The following is a 19,312-nucleotide window of genomic DNA, read 5'->3' as shown; positions in this document are numbered from 1 at the left end:
AGCCATTAGATTCATTCTAGCTCCACATCCGCCTGCGCCTGATTGTAAATATCCACCCGGTTAGTGACATCAATCCGATTAACCAACCACCCTCTCAGACTGGCCTGCTGAATAAAATCATCGATACGATTGACACCGTTCATTTCTTTAAGCGTCACAACAATTCCAAAACGAATATTCTCACCATCGTGATTACTCAAGCGTTCTTTTGTCTTTATACTGATCGCCCAAAGTGCATTCTGATAAGCTTTTCTGGGACGCAAATTGGGTTTAAGAACTTCACCAATATGTTTAACGTTGTCCCACTTTCTGAATTGTTCACGGGCATCAGCTTCTTTTAATCCATGGGGTGTATCCGTACTTTGGACGTTTTCATTGATGCTTTTTATTTTCCCCTTGTCGTCAATTCGACCAAAATACAAATCAAGCTCAGTATTAGTATAATCTACGCCTTGATTACGGGAACATTTGGGGAAATAACAGAGTGTTGCTTTCGCGATGAAGGGTTGTTTATTTGCTACGACTGGCACCGGGAGTTCATAATTGTAAGTATCCCACTGCTCTGCTGATCCCTCCAAAACGAATTTAATCTCGTCATCAGCAGTTCGCAAGACGTTTTGGATGTTGACCGGCACAACACCATTTCCTCTCAATGCAAGCCGTTCATGATCGGTTTCTGGATGCCAACCAATCGCCGAATCCATCAGCAGTGCTTTGGCCACCTCCCGGCTTAATCCCATTACCTCAATTAGATATGCCAATTTCCTGCTGATCCAGGGCGCCGCAAATGACGTTCCACCAACAGCTGCCTCCCCCAGTGGTTCAACGACATGCATGAGATCGTCTCTGACACCACCGTAATAACTCACGTCAGGTTTGGTAAAAAAGGACAAAATCATACCTCTGCGGGTATATGAAGCGGGCCTTTTATTCCTATCTACCGAATTAACTACCACAGAGTTAATCGAATCAGCTGGCGCGCCAATGCGTTTATTGGGCTCATTTTTCGTGTTGTTTGTACCCGCAATGACAAAAATCACGTTATTTTGATACTGAATCTGATCTAAGATTGCTCCTTCAGCTGAGACAAAGTTTTTATTGACTTCTGTTTCGGATCCTAAGGAGAGATTCCAAACGTGGATGTCGGGATTGGCAGCGACGATTTGCTTGATGTCACGGATGATCTCAAACGAACTAAACTGTCGATGCGTGGCTACACCAAAATGACGTACTCTGAAACGACCACACCCGTCGTCAAAATTTGGATTCAAACTTGGCCCATCCACAATGATTGAAGATACTTCTGTGCCATGACGATAATCGATCGGATCGGCACTGATGTTAGGATCAACCATCCGCTCATAAGTCACCCATTTATGAAAATATACTCGTTCATCGAATAATGTATCAATTACCCCCACAACGGGTTCATCACCGGGCATTGGAATTTGGCCTTTCACTGGCATTGGTGAATCATGGAAAGCACTCGGCGGAATTTTGGAGATATCCGTGGTCCCCATTGCCACTAAATATGGTGCTTTCTGCATTAAGATAGACACGGATTCGGCGTTCAATCGAACGGTCGTGTCATCCAACATGTCATAGCTGTACGCGTCGACTCCTAATTCCTTGAGTAACGGGATAATTGGATTCCCTGTGTCGTACAGAGTCACGATGGCATTCTGTGTCTCATCCAAACGTCCAGGTTCGACACCGAAACGTTCAACGTAATATGCATCAACAACATATTGCTGAAATGTTGACTTGAAGGTTCCGTATTTATCAAATGAAATATGTGAATACGTTTTAGGGTCATTAAATACCTCTGCATCGACGTTTCCTTCAAACTCTTCATTCAATACTGCCACCACTTGTCGTGCGACATCAATTGAACGTTTAACAATGGCCAATGAAACAAAGTACGTGATAATATGGGCTGGTCTATCCGAAAACTTAGCGCCAACAATCGCGTCATTTGCTTTTTCTTTTTGGCATGAGAAAAAGCCTTGAATGCGATTGCTTTTGGCGGCCACTTTGATGTAATAAGCACTAATTAAGCACTTTTGCAATAAACTGTTTTTAGACCAAAATGACTGCATCGCCTCCAAGTTTCGAACCAAGTCCATTACCCGACTGGTTGAAACACTTCCACCCTTTGGAAGTGTTGGTGCACCCATCCCTCCTTCCCTTTTCTTATGTTTAAACTGTCCTTTGAGTGTTAAGACATCATTCATGGGAAACACCTCTCAATTCTCTAGCCGCTTGACTCTTGGACACACCGGTCAAGACTTCAATCTCACGCAGTGTGAATCCCTGTTCTTTAAGCGTAGCCAAACTTGGCATCTCAGATATATGTTGAGTCGTACGATATAGTCGTCGCAAGTAATCTTGCGGATCAGCTGGATCGCTGAATGCTAATGAAACTTTGAGAAGATTCTTCAATTCACCAGGATTTGGAATCTGCGAATCACTATTCAAAACTTTACGGACAAGTTTCATGTCCCGAGAGGCATTTTTAAATTTCTTGAGATCATCGTTCAGCATGACGCCTGCAATCTCCAGTAAGTCGTCCCGTGAATAGCGGTCAAAATTAATAACCGTGTCAAAGCGACGAATAAAAGCCTTGTCCAACTGCTTATACAAGTTGGTCGTTGCAATCACAACAACTTCTTCATTAACTTCGTCCAATGCCTTTAAAATACTGGAAGTTGCTCGACCCATTTCTCTGAGGTCATTAGTGTTGACCCGATCAAGCGCAATCGCATCAATCTCATCGAAGAGAATCACGACTCGATCTGGTGCGGGCATCCGATTAATTTCATTAAAAACAGCAGCAATGTTTTTCGCTGTCTGGCCCATTTTACTGTCGATTAAGCTGTTGAAATCCACGATGTAGAGCTTGCGCGATAACAATCGCGCCACTTGCTTGGCAGATTCTGTTTTTCCGGTTCCAGGTGCCCCCTCAAACAAAAACTTGTGTATTCCCACATGGTGATTGACAGCATTGATAATACCCTGGATATCATCGGCAATGGGAGTGGGTAACGGTAATGATGCAGAATCTGTGGTCACTGTCTTGAAGAATGGGCTCTCGAAAATATACTCCTGTGGCACGAACGTGTTAGCGTCCGACAAAAAGCTCATAATGTATTGTGCTAATTGGTGGTCACCACTGGCGTCAAAGTCCCGCGCAATATCATTTGCCGTGCTTCGAAATCCTAGTTCGTCTTTGTCATAATGAAACTTAATCAAGTTAATGATGTCCTTCTTTTTCATGGAATTTCACCTCTGAAACAGTATAACACGTTTTGGGACAGGATTTAATATTTTGGGACAATTTTGAATTTTTTATTTCTCTGTTTCTTTATTTCTTGAAAATCGCATTAACGGTTCGGGTTACGTTAAGAATTACCGTCAAATATGAACATCAGTTGTCAAACCACGTCTTCTACCGATCCAATATCGTCTAAATCAAGCGGAGTAATCCAGTAGCTGGTAACCGGGTAACTGAACTAATCTGCTTTTTTGTTCAAAGCAACCCGGTAACAGTCGGGTATTAATTTGCTGGACAGGATGCCGCAATTAAAGTATCGTGTTTATTAGTAATAAGTCATCGCAGTGAGTCTGCGTGAATTGAAAGCTTTTTTTTGTGTCTTTTTGAAGTGGGGGCAAACGCCCCTACCTTTATTTCTTAAATAAAAATCTTCCTTTTGTTTGTCTCAATTTGTTGACAAATATCGAATCGAAGAATACGATGAATTAGTCGAATGGACAGCATTTACGAAGTCATTTCATGGTCGGAGGCAAAACTATGGCGAATTGGTTGCAGAGAGCCCTTTATATGACTTCAAATTCGGTTCCACTTCTGTTTGTGGCTGCGCTTACCTTGTGGCTGAAAACTGATGAGTGGAAATTGTCAGTGCTGCTGATCTGCATAGCGATAATTCTGACTTACTTATTTAAGCACAGCTTCAGATACGGCATAAGACATCTTCCTAGCAGAGAAATCACAGTTAGCGGAGTTGCATCTCGAGACCCTTGGATAGTTGGCTATGTATTTACATACCTTCTGCCCCTTGTCAATTTACGAGTATCTGGCTTCAGTGTTGTAACTCTAACCATAATTTCCTTTATTTTACTTATCGTGGCCACGTCAGCAGTTGTCGCGTATCCAAACTTTATATTGTACGTCATGGGTTATCATTTCTACAAACTGGCAACTGAATCTTCGGGGATTAGTGACCTGTTGCTTATTTCAAAAAAGAAGCACCTTCGGGATAAGTCTAACGTGACGCAAGTGATCCGCATGTTTGAAAAGACACTTATTGACACTCAGGGGGGATAAGTAATGTTTGAAAAAAGTTCGGTTTTTGCGTTGGTCAATCAAAACGACGGTCCCGGCGTTTATCTGATCAATATGGATGATCCAAGCCAAAAAGAAATTTGTGGAATTTTTTCAAGAAGTGTTTCTCGACTGAACGAGAAGGAAAAGATTCCTTTTGACGGAAAATACAAACCCGATTCAGATGAATCGTTGATAATTGAAGAGTTTGTGATTGAGGATAACATTCTTGATGCGATTCGAAAGCCACTATCGCTCCCCACGCTTAGTCGTTCCGACAATGATTCGCCGGATATTCGTGCAATATTTGTAGGTGACCTACAGGAAAGTAATAATACAGAGTCGTTTACTGTCGCGTTTCAACGGTTCCGACGTGACCAATATCTCTCTACCAGACGAATTAATTTGTTTTTTGATCACGATACCTTTCAAAAAGAATCCCGTTGGGGAATTAGTATCAGCGACACTGTCGATTGCCTATTTGCTGTTAGTGAGCTTCAATTTGAGTCCTATTATTTTACACGTCAAATCTTCGATCTCAGTCAGTATTATCGTGTCGCAACGGATAGTGAAGTTGAGCAGTTTAGCCAGTCTGATGTGCTAGATGTGCCCGACAAGAAGACTTTTATTGAACAATCCGACGATTGGATGAGAAGAAAAATTGCGTCCATCAACGACTCAGAGGTCCTTGCTGATTTTAGCGCCAAAAAAATTCAGTCAATGGCAAAAGCGGCTGGTCTAAAAATTAAAGTCAAAAGCAAAAAAATTCAAATCCCAACCGAGAAGAAACCGTTAAAAGAAGTGCTGCGCTTTCTTGACGAAGAAGTTTATAAAGGCGCTTTTTCCAAGGAAACTTTCATTGCTAACTCGAAGCGTAAAGCAAACAATAGTTAGTACTTCCTTTTAGTGGTGTCCTTTCACAGCGGATTAATTCACTCATCGTTTACTGTCAATTGATGCCATCTTCTTTTTCACTTTCATAAAAGAGAAAAATTTACCCAGAGACTAGAGAACACAAAAGGCCCCCAGAGCACTCTCCAGGGGCCAAACCACTACTCGAAAACTTTACAGCCGAATACCAACCTTAGTCGCAGAAATCCAAACGCCCTGCCCAATCTCGAAGAACAGTTCATCGCCATCCTTGTTTTGATTAGTCACAATCCATTCAGAGTTCTTATCTAAATGCCGTTCGCCGACTTGGTTCTTCTTCGGTACCTTCTGAGTCCAGGCGTTGTCCACCGTGACCGCGATGGTGACTTGGCGGAAGTCGTTACGGGTCATGCCCGGGTTACGACGCAGGTACACGTCGTACACGGGGATGTGATCGTTGCTGCCGACAAGCAAGAATCCATCTGTCTCGCCGCCAACTAACCATGCACTGCCAAAGGGTAACTTCTTACCGGTCGGGCTGGCAAAATTTGTTTGACTATAAATTTGGGAACCTGCCTGATTTGTCACATAAGCGACACCATACGTGTAAAGCGGCCGAACCGCTGTTAATTTATTGAAATCCATATCGTCGTCTTCTCCTTCTCCTTGATCCAATTGTTTCACTTTATCGCCATTTTGCTGCAGAATTGCGTTGTATGTCGGAATCAGTAAGTTCCGATAGCTTTCGTAACCGGCTTCAGCGTAATTATAAGTGGCTCCGCCAACTTGGAATAACCCTCTGCAAAAAGCGTCGATGGTTGTCGTACCAGCCACTTTATAGATACCGTTACGTGTAGAAAGCAAGTATGCGTATGCTTTGAAATAGTCCTCAAGTGAATTGAAGTGCACGTAATATCCGCCTTCAGCCCGTCGCGTACCTTGCCACATTGTGACGCCGAGGTCGCCAGGTACGCTGAATGGTTCAGAAATGCCGCTCCAGTTATTATCCGAGACACCGACAACGGAAGTATCCGGTGCGCCCCAGTGACTTTCCACATACATTTGCGCCACCATGAAGCTGGGTACGATGTTGTTGGCTTTTGCATATTTCTTGATCAAGCTTAAATTGGCTTGACTAATCCGGTAGCCGGCATTGACCATGTCGCCGCCAGTATAATTTTGATTTGCCATGTTAAAATCTCCTTTTTATTGAGTAATGAACCAGATAACTTCGACTGACTTGGTTGGGGAACGGATAGCCTTCATTCCTCTCACCTCCCTTCTATGTTTTCTCGCTCCGGTTTCTACAAATACTCACAATCGTCTGATCGTTGATGCTTTTCCTTGCCTCAACGAAACTGACACATCATCACCGCCTCTCGTTTTCACACTGTTGACTTTGATCCCGACAATTATGTGTGGTGCTTAATATATCGCATGCGTTAGTCGACTATCCGTTTACTCCTGGCTTTTAAAAGACTGAAGAATTGCCGTTAATCAACTTTACGTAAACTATATTATCCCACTGTCGACTAATTGTCAACCGAAAAGTCAACTATTTTTAAACTTGTTGAGTTTACTATCTGTATACAGTAGAATGTTCAGTGAGGTGATGACATGAGTTTCGGAGAACGTCTCAGGGCATTGCGCACTGAGAAACACATGACCCAATCCGATTTGGGCAAACTAATGGATGTGTCCAAGGCATCCGTTTCTCTATATGAAAAGAACCAACGGACTCCTGACCAGGAAACGCTAAAGAAAGTGGCCCAGTTTTTTGACGTGTCCATTGATTACTTGCTGGGTGTATCAGACAAACGCCACTACTATGCGTTGACCAAGAAGGATAAAAGGGACATCGAAACGGAATTGGAAGATGTGCTGGCGGGTGTCACCAATAAGTCAGGAATCAACTTCTTTAAAAATGGTGCCGAACTTTCTGATGAAGATCGGGCTTTATTGGAGGCTTCTTTACGGCAGACAATCACACTGTCCAAAGAATTGGCCAAGAAAAAATTCACTCCCAACAAGTTTCGTGGGAGTGAACAATAAGGGGGAGGTGCCTTTGCTATGGGGAGCGCAAATGACGCAATTGATGCGGCTGCCAAACTAATTGACCAATATCACACACACGATCCGTTCAAAATTGCCAAAGATATTGGCGTTGCAGTTCGGTGGCAATATTTGGGCGACACAATTATGGGGTACAGCTTGCATTCCCACCGTATCCCCAACATTGTACTCAATAAACAGAATAGTGATCTGACCAATATTGCCGTCTGCGGTCACGAGCTGGGACACTGCGTTTTACATAAAGGGTTTAATACCAACTTCTTTAGCCGCATTGGGGCGGAGCCGATGGTTGGGGACACCGAATATCAAGCTAACTGCTTTATGTTTGAACTTATTTTTGGGGATAAAAAGGTGTCGCCGATGAATTATAATGCGGTTCTCGATCACTACGATCTGCCGCATTGGATGTGGCAGTATTTTGCATTGGTGGCTCCTGCTCAACCCTGACGTGGTTAGAAATGTCTTTAGCCGATTGGTTGCTTTGACTTCATGGACGTCATTCACACGCAACACTCGAATGTTGCCGCGACTAACGTAAAAAAGCACACCACTCCTGCAAGATAACGATAGTGTGCTTAACGATTGAAGAAATTTTTCATTTGTTGGAGGAAAGAAAAAGGTTGTAATACTGATCACAGAGAGCTGCACCCTCTGTAATCTGTTTCAGAACCTCCTGCTTAGTATTTTGTTTGAAGTGTTCTTCTCGGGGAGCATGTGAATATTTATTTCGTACCAGATTGTAATAAGTATAAAGATCCTCTACGAATTTAACTTTGGCTTCTTCCGCATCATTTCCGATACTTGCTTTAGCCGTGGTCTGCAATTGGTAATGCACTATCTCCCCATCCTGAATGCGTGAGAACATATCAAAACTGTACACAGGTATTCGCTGACGCTTCTTTGGATCCTTAGAAGCTTTATGCATTCTAGGGTAGGTAATTCCAATTTTGTTTAAAGCTCGACCCAATATTGCCTCAATCAGCCAGTACGTAGATTGTGCAAAGTGTGTGAAATCCCACTTAGGGGTGATATTCGTTTCACTCAGTTCAATGTAGCTGCTGGCCACATTTAACATTAAATTGCGAATGACGTCATCTACTTCAGTATTAAATCCCAAAGGAAACGACGAATATGCCCATTCTGATGAAGCAGAAGAAATTGACAAAGGTCGATTGAAGACAATATCGTATGCCAGTGGTAATACCGAAGAAACGCCATGCGTCAGATATTGTGTGACTTCTTTGATCTTTGTATAATCTGAACCTTTCACAACCGCAAACGATTCCCCGAACCCACTCGAATTACTAACTAACTTCAAAGTCACTCCAGTGTATGGATCGGAAAGCGGATAGGAACCGTCTGACCCGTCGATTGGCTTTGCGAGAAAATGATGATTGGTAAGTAAATCTTTTACAGAGTCCAAATGTCTCCCAGATACTGTAAACAAAAAGTCCTCAGACTTCGAATCTCTTGATCCTTTCGCAGCTTCTTGAGCTAACGCCTGACATTCTTGCATATAAGATGAATGTTTGCTGTTGCTCACACTGATCCAATCTAATTTCAGATTTTCTTGGATATTTGCCAACTGGGCTGACCAATATCGTGTATTCGTTGCACCTGGGGAAAAAGTTTTTTCTGCCACCTTGATGAACAGTTCCGCATTGGAAATGATTGTGGCTTTTTTAATACGCATTTGAATTGCATTATTTAAAGCCTCTATCAGTGCAATCATTTGATAATACTGACTTCCTGCAGAATAATCTACACTGGCGATTTGGCCAATTGAAATCGTCTGTTGGACTTCGGTGTGATGTATGAACCCTTCTTCGTCCTTCTTAAATATCCAATAGCCATAACCGGCCTTATTTGTATTTGCAGCCCCGTTCGCGATAATCACGCCCTCTTTTTTTTCAGAAGATAGACTTCTAATCAGCTCTGTGATTGCCCCATCAATTTCAGCCTTAGTTGACTGAGAAAATCTGAAGGGTTTGGTGCCATGCAATAAAATATATTCTACGCCCTCTTTTTCAGACTCCACTCGCTTGATTAAAGACCCCGAAGTTCCCCGGGCAATATCCTGTGCTTCAGTAAAAGTGGCAACTATCTTGGTGTGTGCTGGATCCGCAATAACAACATATGGCATAATAATCTCCTCATTTCCTTGATCAAGTTCATTTTATCACTTTAAGCGATTTTTTCATTCCTATTGAATTCGCAAAATAAACAGTCTGTAACTCTCAAGATCTAGTGAACCATTTTCGGTCATTAATGTTGAACCAATTATGACCTTTGCGCACCGGTATGATTATCACTTGGGTGTTTTTAAGACCATCTGAGGTGAGGTGTTTAATACCGAACAATGTGTATTATCAAAGATTGGTTTTCGATAGATCACTGGTTCCAGTATTTTTGTTGCGTTTTCATCAATAAAAAAAGCCCCCGAGGGGGCAAAAAAACACTATTTATTTCCACCTTCCAGGCGTTTCAATTGCTTTGACGTCACTTCAGACTGAAGCGAAGTCATTTGTCGCAGAGCAATCTCATTCAATTTCAGAGTGCGTTTAGCAGGATCCATACCCTGCGTAATAAATTCAGCATTCATACTTTCGAGATTGGATAATACCAAAAGCTGTTCAACCGTAGCATAATCTCGAATGTTTCCCTTTAAATTTGGATGCTCATCTTTCCACTTTCGAGCAGTTGTTCCAAATAGTGCCATGTAAATTCGATCTGCTTCACTGGCATACATATAACCAGCTTCCCTTTTCGATAACGTCGGGGGAACTAGGTGATCCTTAATCGCATCTGTTTGAATACGATTATTGATTTTTGAAAGCAACCGTTTGGCATTCCACTCAAGTTGCTCGGGATCTTGTTGCTTTTTCTTGAGCGCTTGGTAATCCTGAATAATAAATAATTTGAATTCTGGTGATACCCAAGACGCGAACTCAAATGCAATGTCCGTGCGGGCATACGTTCCGCCCATTCGTCCCTGACTTGACACAATTCCCTTAGCATTCGTTTCTGAGATCCACTTTGACGGTGACATAACGAAAGCATTTGATCCTGCTTTTCCAAGAATCGATTCATATGCACTAACGTTGAAGTCTGGATTATTCAACGTTTCCCAAACACCAAGAAATTCCAAGCTGTTACGGTTGCGCATCCAATTCTTGACAATGTCTTTTGGTGCATCCGGATTTTGATAGCGGGCAATATCAGAGAGACTGATAAAATCATTCTGATTGTCGTCTTCCTGGTCACTGAAAAGGTTAATGCTCATGCCTTTTGCTTCAATCTCATCGTATTTCTTTCGCATCATTACGGGCTCCCTTTTAAAGGGGTCGAAATCGACCCCTTTAAGTAATCCTTAAGTTTTTTAATTTGTGTTGCAATTAATTCTGGATACAAATCCACTTTTGGGTAAAACGTTCCAATTACAGAGTTCGTAAAAAGTCCTAACGAATTACTTATTTGATGGTTTGACCAATTGTCCAGTCGTTGAGAACATAGCAGTTATTGTCGGAATAACACTGCTGGGAGTATTATCCACCGATCATTTCAAATCAAGCATCCCGCCAATTGGTTCGCCTCTAAATTGGATAATCTGTTGAATAGATGTATTCTCCGAGAATTCGAAAATTCTGGTCACTATCCTTACGATAAATATATGACCGAAATCCCGATAGCCATGAATCCGGCATGAAAATGATGGCCTGTGAAGTCTTTTCAAAAACTCGCACCACAGCGTCTGCATCACCAATGTGTACTGCTACAATTGACCCATTTTTTATCTCGTGATTACGACTAAAAACCGCCACGTGTCCATTTGGTATGCGTCTATCCACACTTTCACCCTTAACTGTGATGGCAAACAGATGGTCACGTCCATATTTCTTTACCAACTCAGGTGGTACTGCTAGTTCTCCAATGATATCTTCATCTGTCCATGCCGGATTTCCCGTATGGATAGTTTCGTAAACTCGAACCATTTCAGTATTGATTGCCGAGTGCCCGTTCACAACAGGAGCGAGTGTATCTATACGTTTAGAGTTGTATGGACTCATCCCTTCTGCTAAGGACGCAGTAATCAATCTTCCGCCGTTATCCCGAAGAGCAACCGAAAGTTTCTGAATAGTTTCAACCGTAGGGGAATTTTGAAGTTGATTTTCAATCCGGGAGATTTGCGATGCGCTAACGCCTGACCTTGAGGCCAATTGGTTGACGCCAATGCCCATCTCCTCACGCATTTCCTTCAGAACACTACCGATCATAAGACGCCTCCAGATATTATTGTACTGCATACATACAATACCTGCAATTATATTTGCATGCAAACAACAGCAAAATTTGTCAACAGATGATTCAACCACGCCAGAATTATGGATTTTGTGTCTGCCTGCTTCTTAAGCAGAGAGGAGCCCGCTCTTATCCATCCAATACGTCTTACCCGCAATGCTAACACACACCCACGTCACATTTTGAATAACGACCTCTTTGCTGACTGTAACCACTTGACGGTCAAACGAACTGGCATATTCACCCGCACCAACGAATTGCGAGCCAATTCCTGGTGCTGGCACGCTGCTGTACAAACCATCATGGCGGTTAGCCTGGTTGATCTGCATCTTATAATTCACATTCTGGACAATACCATAACCACCAACCAGGCCCTTCTTGTCGATCCAATAGGACTTGCCGGCGTTCGTCGTGAAATAGACCCACGTCTCACCGTTGATGACCACCTCTTTAGTCACGGCGACGACTTGTTGATCAATTGTCTGAGCAGCGGCTGCACCGACAAATTGCAAGCCGATGCTGGGCGCGGGAACACTGGTGTACAGACCATCATGCCGGCTGGTTTGATCGATTTTCATGGCGTAATTGACGTTTTTGACGATGCCAAAGCCGCCAACCAAACCCTTTTGATCCATCCAGTAGGCTTTACCGTTAATGGTGAAATAGACCCACGTCGTATCACCAATCACGGCTTCTTTGGTAATTGCCACCACCTGTTGATCAAATGTCTGGGCATATTCGTCAGCCCCAACGAATTGGGGGCCGCTCCCTGCGGCAGGGACACTGCGATATAAGCCATCATGTCGGTTGGATTGGTTGATCTGCATTGCATAGTTGACGTTTTTCACAATACCAAATTGGCCGACAATCAGACCATTTTTGTCCATCCAATACGATTTATCGCCGATCGTGATATACACCCAGGTCGTGTTGTTGATCACGGTCTCTTTGGATATGGCGACCACCTGATGGTCAAAGGAGGATGCATACCCCGCACCGACGAATTGTGCGCCAATCCCTGCGGCGGGAACTTGACTGTATAGGCCATCGTGTCGACTGCTTTGATTGATTTGCATGGCGTAATGCACATCTTTAACAATCCCGAAGTTGCCAGAACGGAGGCCATTCCTATCCATCCAGCAAGACTTCCCGCCCACGGTGAAGTTCACCCAAGTCACACCATTAAGCACAACTTCTTTACTCACTGCCACCACTTGTTGGTCAAAGGAAGCCGCGTACCCCGCACCGACGAATTGAGAACCAATTCCCGTTGCTGGGATACTGCTGTATAGGCCATCGTGCCGATTAGTCTGGTTAATTTGCATCGCATAACTGACATTCTTCACGACGCCAGAAAATGCCTCTGTATCCCATTCCTGCAAGTTGTTGCTTTGAATGACGCTGATCAACGCATTGCTATAATTGGGATCCGTCGCATAACCGTCTTGTTGAAGTAAAGACGCAAATGTCCGGTAATCGCGGACACCGAGCAAATTACGATATCTAGAGTTCTGGTTTAAAAAGTCTGCGTGATCCACGATCGAATCAGAACGATTGGGATACTTGCGAAACTGGGCAGATTGTACCACACTCTGTCCGTTAATTACTTCGCGGGTATTCATCCAGATGGACTGGCCGTTGTACACCCCTTTAATACCGAACAGATTATTCGCTTGAATCGCCAACTGGGAGGTGCCCCAGCCACTCTCCACGATCGCTTGGGCTACAGTCACTGAAGGCAGCACACCCTTTTGCCAACTTGCCAAAGCACCAGGCTTGATATCCATCAGGAATTGATCGTTATTAGAAAACAGCGCTGGCGCCATCAACTGATTTTGCGGAATCGAGTTTTCCGCCTGGTCATCATAATATCCGGGACCCAATAACGAATTCTGCACAAGCGGCGTGGTTTGCAGCTGGTTGTGTGCCCCTGAATCAGTACCAGCAAGTACATTAGGCGTGGCAACTACCCCAATGCCAACCAGCACGCTGATAATCCCGATCAGCGTCCACTTCTTCACATGAATCGACATACCATTCTCCTCTTTCCCACGATCTGACTCTTCCCACCAGCCATAATATAGCACCCTATTGGAAAATTTCGTAGCAATGACCATCGCAATTTTTAGCTTAGACAAATTACCGGCCTCACAAAAATACAGATTACTTTAGTTCTCTCGTGGAGGTTGCGAAATCAATCTGGCTATTTGATAAAAAGCTGTCTAATAAAGCGTCTGAACCACAGTCACTGTCTTTAGGCGAGAAAACTAACATAGGTGTCTATTTCCGAACGAATAATTTTATCTGTATATTAATTGTTCTTCTCCTTTAACGCGGATTTCTGATATTTTTTTGATTAAACGCCTTAATATCAGCCCTGTCACCGTCTTTTTTTGTCTATTTTGAACTCTTGGCGAACAATTTATGGTTGGCAACCGGTTTACCATAAGGTATTGTATCCTTTTGGAGGGGAACAGGGATCATGCTCGCAAAATAATCATTCGCAAATTGCGAAAAGGAGTGCCTTACTTGAAAACAACCGATGGCTCAGGTTTCCCATTATCTGGAAAGCAAATTCGTATCCATGCGCACGCCGCTGGATCGCCATTACCCACTTGTCCTCTCACCCCGGACATCTGCGCCATCTTATACATCGCCGACTATTGTCCAGAACGGGTTGGCAGCTTGGTTTGGTACAAAGACGGACATTGTAGTGCCTGTATCTTGACGCCCAAGCGCATCATCATGGACGCGATTCATCGTACCCATATACTCACGTTGATTTTGCCGCGGCTTCTGCTATTGGAGAAACACAGGCCACACAGCCGACTGCCACTGCCCACCGTGTTCGGCCGGAAAATCTTTCTGCCGCTCAGCGGTACTCGAAATGGCACGCCAAGTTTTGTGGCGTTACACCACCTAGCGAGAACTCATCAGCATACATCTACATGTGATTTTTATTTTGGTCGTGATTGTCATGCACTTTCGTTACCCTATTATCACCGGGACATTAACGAACACATCGATGTGGCATTAGCTATCGGTCAGGAAATTTGGACATTCATCCAGTCCATGGCCAGTCAAAGTGGTTTGATTCATCCACGCATTCCTTTGAGTCCAGTTATGAAGCAATGGGTCGCGCGCAATCCTGACGCAAAACCGAATCAAGCGCGCCTACTCGAATTACGGGACTATCCACTCCTGGCACTGCAGGAATCTCTCGCCGATTCTGTGTTTTTTGGGCCGGATAAAAACCAAGAGGACTTGGCCGATATGAGACATCTGTTAAGGCGTTTGCACGGTTACTAGCTGTGTGTCGTCTGCCTCGCGTGACACATGGTTGATTCTCGATCAGTCATCGTTCATCATACGTAAAGAAAAGCAGGTCAATATGCCAAGAACTGACAATTGACCTGCTTACAACAGACCACCGTGATCCATTAAATTGTCCATGTGCAAAACAGAGATCACGCTCGGTGCTTGCGCATAAACAACATCGTTCCCAGCAATCCAGCAGTGATCACCGACATCAATATGGAAAACTTGGCGAACCAAGTATACGACCCAGCGACCACGATACGATGAGCACCCTTCGTCACCGCGATTTGGGCGGTTCCGCGCGGCGAAGCAGAGGATGAACGCAGTTCGCCATCCACCCATGTCCGAGTGCCCTTAAAACGCAAGACAGGGAGATCCAGTCGACCATCCTCTCTCAGGTGCACTTGCCACGACGCTGCCGTCTGCGAATAATGCAATGGTGCGTTGATCACTTGATCATTCAACAACGTTTCATGGGCCTCAATGGATTGCGCATACTTCACGGCCCGGACCGGATAATAATCCCTTTGATTGAAAGCTCTGAGCCGAGCCGGGGCGTTATCATTGGTGATCCAGGCCATGTTGACTGGAATAATCGTATTCGTGTGCCAAAGTGCGCGTGCTGAGCCAACAAACAGTCCTACCGCAATTGCACCGATACTGATGGTAGTCACAGCCTGAATCGGCACGTGCCATGTCTGCCAGTGAGTCTCCAGCATGTAAACCAGATATAGGACACCCCAAAACATAACCATCCCCAAAAAACGCCCGGGATATTGAATGATATTCACTGGCGTATTTTGCAGCAGTCCCCAAGGAAATGTCGTCGATGATAGTACCAACATGACAAGGGCCATTAGCCCCATGGTGCGCCCGACCCAATCAGTAAACCAGATGGTGAGCACTACCCCCACCAAGACAACCAAGAGAAACACACCAAGTGCATAAGAACGCACATCAAGTCGCAATGAACTATTTAGTAACTGAGGTAATGATTGACCAGCATGGACCATGTTAAAGACAGCGGGCCGATTCAGTGGCTGATACAATTGCTGTTCAACCATCGGCCCCCAATAAGCCATGGTCAATAACAATGTGGTCAGTCCAAACTGAACAGCGCGAAGAAACAATTGTCGCCAATATGACCAGGCCCCCCACCGAACAACCAATGCCGTCAGAAATAAAACCAGCAAGTTGATGCCAATGATCACGACAGACAAAACATGGGAATAGATAATGAGCGAGAACCACAACGCCGCATACGGCCATGACGCCCAATGACCCTTGAGCACCGCGTAGAAGGCCAGAAAAAGCGGTGGTATAAAGATCATCGCCATAAACTCACCCACACCCCAGCGGTATAGGACGTTAGACGCTCTGACAAAGGAAAATGTGTAAACCAAAGCAAAAAGAATAGCTGGCCATTCGGTGTGACGAAACTTGCTGTAACTCACATATGCCGCCAGCAACGTAGCATATGTCACTAACCCCATAAATACCAAATAGCCGTGGACCACACCAAAGAAGTGAAATAGTGGGTAGCCAATTGCCACCGTTAACCATGGGTAAAACAAAGACGTCGCGTTGCCCACATGGTTCCATTCAAAAAAATTAATGGGTGATTGCCACACCCCATTAAGCGCCTGAATACGTGTTAAATGAAAATAAGCATCCAAACTGTCCCGCGGAGTTAATACGCCTCTAGGCGCCAACATAAATACGTACAGCATGCTAAGTGCAATAAACAGTAACTGGACGGGCACTTGCCGCCGTAACAAATTTTTTCCCCTCAAAATTATCTTTCCTCGCCAATGTGATTAAATCTAGTTTCGCATAAACGAGGGTACAAAAAAAGCCCGATCTTTCGATCGGACTTTTTAAACTAGCTACTTGCTAATTACTTAGCGTAAGAACCGTAATCGGCACGTACATATAAGTCAGTAGCAATCCGATAGTAAGGTTGGCCGTTAATATTCTTAACGCCGGTAACCTTCCAAGCGGAACGAGCCTTCAAAGTCTTGCCCTTAACAACAGAGCCAGAACCATTGAATGTCGGAGCTACATCAGAACCAACAGTGAACACGCCAGAAGCGGATTGAACACGTTCAACCACGTCAGAAGCAGGAATCCATTGATTGTCAGCGACCAGATAAGCACGAGAGCCATCTGGGTTAACAGCAACAGCGAAGAACTTCCAAGCAGTATCAGGCTTGATGCTTTGTACAGCGCCGGAATCCTTAGTTGTATTAGCGTAAGTCTTAGTACCGTTGTCGGTATTAACAGTTACAACACCAAACTGAGGAGTAACCTTAGCAGTCGTTACGTCAGTTGCCTTAACATAACCATTAGCACTTACACGGTAGTAAACATCACCATTCGTAGTAGTAGCCTTTTGGTTATACTTCCAAGCAGAAGCTAACTTCAATTGAGTATAGCTGTCAGCAACCTTGAAGCTGTCAGAAGCTGAATCGTAAGTGTACTGAGGGGCCTTTGAAGTCTGAATAGAAATTACACCATTGGTGTTTTCAAAAACAGATTTGTCAGAAGCAGTTACAGTAACAGTACGCTTCAATTGAGCAGTCTTACCAGTCGTAGGATTGGTAATCGTATAAGTTAAGTTGTAAATGCCAGCTTTACTTGTATCAACAGAACCATCGATCTTCCAGTCTACTGGATCAATAGCCGTATTCAGTTTGCTATCAGTCCAAGCAGAGATACCTTCTGTTGCTTTAAACTGTTGACCAACTTGAACAGTCGGATTTTGTACCCAACCCTGTGCAAATGTGAATACCGGAGCACCCTGAGTCGTAGCATCAAGAGTAACAGGAATCTTGACAGTAGTCTTCAAATTGGCAGCATTCGTAAAGGTAACAGGGATCAACACAGAAGCAGACTTATCAAACTGATTTGAGCTACTGCCAATATTGACACCAGCAGCAGCAGCAGCAGCCTTAACTTCCTTTACTAAATCAGCAAGAGAAGTTACAGAACCTTTACCATCTGCGGTAGGAATAGGATCATCAGATGTAGATGACTGTTTAGCAGTTAAGTTCTTGCCAACAGCAACTGCACGAACGGCAGCGGCAACCAAATCAGGAGTCAAAAGTGCACCGGACTTGTTCAAAGCGGCATCATCATCAGTGGTCAAATAAACTGTCGAGCCATCCCAATATTGAACTGGTTTAGCAGGCGTAGCTTGATACTGATAAAATACAGTCGGCAAAGCCTGGTTATAATCAGAATCAGTAATTGTAACCGGACGAACCAGGAACAGATTGCCTGCCCCATCGGACCATAAGTCTCCACCAAGAAGAGCAGGTTTAGTGTTCTTCAAGGAATCCTTTAAACTGACAATAGCCTGATTATTTGAAGCTAATTGAGCAACCTGATAGGCAACCCCATTACCAGTCCAAGAACCGGTTTCTTTATTAATGTAATTGCCAAGCACATCAATGCCATTCTTCATGGCAAGAGTTACAGTACCAATATCAGCAGGTTGTGATTGAGCATAGCCAAGTTTCTCAACATCTTGTGCAACGTTAATAGCAACAGGCTTACCATTGACAGTCAATGTGATATCACCAGCAGCACTTGTTGTATCAGCGAACACACCAGGGAACTTATCCCCAGCCTTAATGTTTACTGGCTTAAATGTACCAGAAGCAACTGTGGCTTGTGCAGGGCTAGTCCCTTGGATAGTAACACTGTAAGACTTTTGTACTGTTGCACCAGTTGAATCCTTTAACGGTTGTTGCGTACGAACATCGTATGCAGTAACCGTAATATTATAAGTGGAATCATCCTGAGCAATAGATGCTAATTGCAAGTTCGTTGCAATCTGTTGTGTTTGTGAGCTAGCGGACAATTGGTTCCCATAACCACCAGAAACCGTATAGCTTAAACCAACGTTAGCCTTTGAATTATCTGCATTTTTCGGTGAATAGATATCAGCACCAGTCGTTGCAGTCTTAACAAACGGGTTCCCTGAAGTTGCGGTATTGAAAGCAGTTCCCAACCAATCTTTTGCATTAGGCATATTGGATGTAGAAGTGTTGTTTTGGGCATTTGCATTCACCCAAGACTGCCACGCTGCCACGTTTTTAGTAGCTTGATCATGACTAATCACGAAACTCGACGCATCATTGTTTAACTGGGTCTTCACATTATCAGCTTGGCCATAAGTTAAAGCAACGTCTGCTGCATCAGCAGCCTGTGTAATAGCAGGTGAAGCAATCTGGCTAACTACAGGAGCTGCAATCGGAGCTACTGCCAACAGAGCAGCGGCTACAGCACCAAAGTACTTAACCTTTGAAGAATTCTTCATTTGGTATTCCTCCTAAAATCTCATAATTTAATTGATACCATGAGTTAGTATAACACACTGTCGGAAATGGGAACAACAGAAACTTC

Annotated in this window: 14 protein-coding genes; 5 read left to right on the top strand and 9 right to left on the bottom strand. The window is 43.9% G+C overall.

Features of this window, described 5'->3' with window-relative positions:
* Positions 1–11: 11 nt before the first annotated feature.
* Together FD09_RS09175 and FD09_RS09170 are read right to left on the bottom strand one after the other, a co-directional pair.
* The gene (locus FD09_RS09175) at positions 12–2,234 is read right to left on the bottom strand and encodes a S8 family peptidase (RefSeq protein WP_057820630.1); all 2,223 of its coding nucleotides are present in this window, start codon (positions 2,232–2,234) and stop codon (positions 12–14) included.
* The gene (locus FD09_RS09170) at positions 2,227–3,276 is read right to left on the bottom strand and encodes an ATP-binding protein (RefSeq protein ID WP_057820628.1); all 1,050 of its coding nucleotides are present in this window, start codon (positions 3,274–3,276) and stop codon (positions 2,227–2,229) included. Before FD09_RS09170 ends, FD09_RS09175 begins: the two co-directional genes overlap by 8 nt.
* 535 nt (positions 3,277–3,811) lie before the next feature.
* Here FD09_RS09170 and FD09_RS09165 point away from each other — a divergent pair.
* Entirely contained in the window at positions 3,812–4,345 is a 534-nt protein-coding gene (locus tag FD09_RS09165; protein ID WP_057820626.1) for a hypothetical protein, read from the top strand.
* 3 nt (positions 4,346–4,348) lie between these two features.
* Entirely contained in the window at positions 4,349–5,236 is an 888-nt protein-coding gene (locus tag FD09_RS09160; protein WP_057820625.1) for a Kiwa anti-phage protein KwaB-like domain-containing protein, read from the top strand.
* A 171-nt stretch (positions 5,237–5,407) separates the two neighbouring features.
* On the opposite strand, the gene FD09_RS09155 is transcribed toward FD09_RS09160, so the two are convergent.
* Complete coding sequence (locus FD09_RS09155; RefSeq protein ID WP_057820623.1) at positions 5,408–6,403, bottom strand: glucosaminidase domain-containing protein; 996 nt, start codon at positions 6,401–6,403, stop codon at positions 5,408–5,410.
* A gap of 426 nt (positions 6,404–6,829) precedes the next feature.
* On the opposite strand from FD09_RS09155, the gene FD09_RS09150 reads away from it, so the two are divergent.
* Both FD09_RS09150 and FD09_RS15935 read left to right on the top strand, forming a co-directional pair.
* The gene (locus tag FD09_RS09150; protein WP_057820621.1) at positions 6,830–7,264 is read left to right on the top strand and encodes a helix-turn-helix domain-containing protein; all 435 of its coding nucleotides are present in this window, start codon (positions 6,830–6,832) and stop codon (positions 7,262–7,264) included.
* Between the two features lie 18 nt (positions 7,265–7,282).
* On the top strand, positions 7,283–7,732 hold the full coding sequence (locus tag FD09_RS15935; protein WP_157053750.1) for an ImmA/IrrE family metallo-endopeptidase: 450 nt from the start codon (positions 7,283–7,285) through the stop codon (positions 7,730–7,732).
* Positions 7,733–7,880: 148 nt separating this feature from the next.
* Here FD09_RS15935 and FD09_RS09140 read toward each other — a convergent pair whose 3' ends face one another.
* The 4 genes from FD09_RS09140 to FD09_RS09125 all read right to left on the bottom strand — a co-directional run bounded on the left by FD09_RS09140 (position 7,881) and on the right by FD09_RS09125 (position 13,722).
* Complete coding sequence (locus tag FD09_RS09140) at positions 7,881–9,428, bottom strand: hypothetical protein (protein WP_057820619.1); 1,548 nt, start codon at positions 9,426–9,428, stop codon at positions 7,881–7,883.
* 315 nt (positions 9,429–9,743) lie between these two features.
* Complete coding sequence (locus FD09_RS09135) at positions 9,744–10,607, bottom strand: KilA-N domain-containing protein (protein WP_057820617.1); 864 nt, start codon at positions 10,605–10,607, stop codon at positions 9,744–9,746.
* A 271-nt stretch (positions 10,608–10,878) separates the two neighbouring features.
* Positions 10,879–11,559 (bottom strand): helix-turn-helix domain-containing protein, encoded by a 681-nt coding sequence (locus FD09_RS09130; RefSeq protein WP_057820615.1) that lies wholly within the window; start codon positions 11,557–11,559, stop codon positions 10,879–10,881.
* A gap of 132 nt (positions 11,560–11,691) precedes the next feature.
* Positions 11,692–13,722, bottom strand: coding sequence for a GW dipeptide domain-containing protein (locus FD09_RS09125; protein ID WP_083487724.1), 2,031 nt, complete (start codon positions 13,720–13,722; stop codon positions 11,692–11,694).
* Between the two features lie 391 nt (positions 13,723–14,113).
* Here FD09_RS09125 and FD09_RS09120 point away from each other — a divergent pair, with 391 nt between their 5' ends.
* Positions 14,114–14,893, top strand: a complete 780-nt coding sequence (locus FD09_RS09120; RefSeq protein WP_057820612.1) for a hypothetical protein — start codon at positions 14,114–14,116, stop codon at positions 14,891–14,893.
* Positions 14,894–15,051: 158 nt separating this feature from the next.
* On the opposite strand, the gene FD09_RS09115 is transcribed toward FD09_RS09120, so the two are convergent.
* Positions 15,052–16,695, bottom strand: coding sequence for a glycosyltransferase family protein (locus FD09_RS09115; RefSeq protein WP_157053749.1), 1,644 nt, complete (start codon positions 16,693–16,695; stop codon positions 15,052–15,054).
* Positions 16,696–16,799: 104 nt separating this feature from the next.
* The gene (locus FD09_RS09110; RefSeq protein ID WP_057820608.1) at positions 16,800–19,226 is read right to left on the bottom strand and encodes an SLAP domain-containing protein; all 2,427 of its coding nucleotides are present in this window, start codon (positions 19,224–19,226) and stop codon (positions 16,800–16,802) included.
* Between the last annotated feature and the right edge of the window lie 86 nt (positions 19,227–19,312).

This window comes from Schleiferilactobacillus perolens DSM 12744, assembly GCF_001435585.1.
In the GTDB taxonomy this organism is placed as follows: Bacteria; Bacillota; Bacilli; order Lactobacillales; family Lactobacillaceae; genus Schleiferilactobacillus; species Schleiferilactobacillus perolens.
Note: the sequence above shows the minus strand (reverse complement) of the source record. Positions and strands in the feature narration are given on the sequence as shown.

Bases quoted from the DNA above. Each gene is read 5' to 3' on its own strand.
- FD09_RS09170 (WP_057820628.1), bottom strand. From the start codon at position 3,276: ATGAAAAAGAAGGACATCATTAACTTGATTAAGTTTCATTATGACAAA.
- FD09_RS09135 (WP_057820617.1), bottom strand. From the start codon at position 10,607: ATGATGCGAAAGAAATACGATGAGATTGAAGCAAAAGGCATGAGCATT.
- FD09_RS09130 (WP_057820615.1), bottom strand. From the start codon at position 11,559: ATGATCGGTAGTGTTCTGAAGGAAATGCGTGAGGAGATGGGCATTGGC.
- FD09_RS09150 (WP_057820621.1), top strand. From the start codon at position 6,830: ATGAGTTTCGGAGAACGTCTCAGGGCATTGCGCACTGAGAAACACATG.
- FD09_RS09175 (WP_057820630.1), bottom strand. From the start codon at position 2,234: ATGAATGATGTCTTAACACTCAAAGGACAGTTTAAACATAAGAAAAGG.
- FD09_RS09110 (WP_057820608.1), bottom strand. From the start codon at position 19,226: ATGAAGAATTCTTCAAAGGTTAAGTACTTTGGTGCTGTAGCCGCTGCT.
- FD09_RS09140 (WP_057820619.1), bottom strand. From the start codon at position 9,428: ATGCCATATGTTGTTATTGCGGATCCAGCACACACCAAGATAGTTGCC.
- FD09_RS15935 (WP_157053750.1), top strand. From the start codon at position 7,283: ATGGGGAGCGCAAATGACGCAATTGATGCGGCTGCCAAACTAATTGAC.
- FD09_RS09155 (WP_057820623.1), bottom strand. From the start codon at position 6,403: ATGGCAAATCAAAATTATACTGGCGGCGACATGGTCAATGCCGGCTAC.
- FD09_RS09165 (WP_057820626.1), top strand. From the start codon at position 3,812: ATGGCGAATTGGTTGCAGAGAGCCCTTTATATGACTTCAAATTCGGTT.
- FD09_RS09160 (WP_057820625.1), top strand. From the start codon at position 4,349: ATGTTTGAAAAAAGTTCGGTTTTTGCGTTGGTCAATCAAAACGACGGT.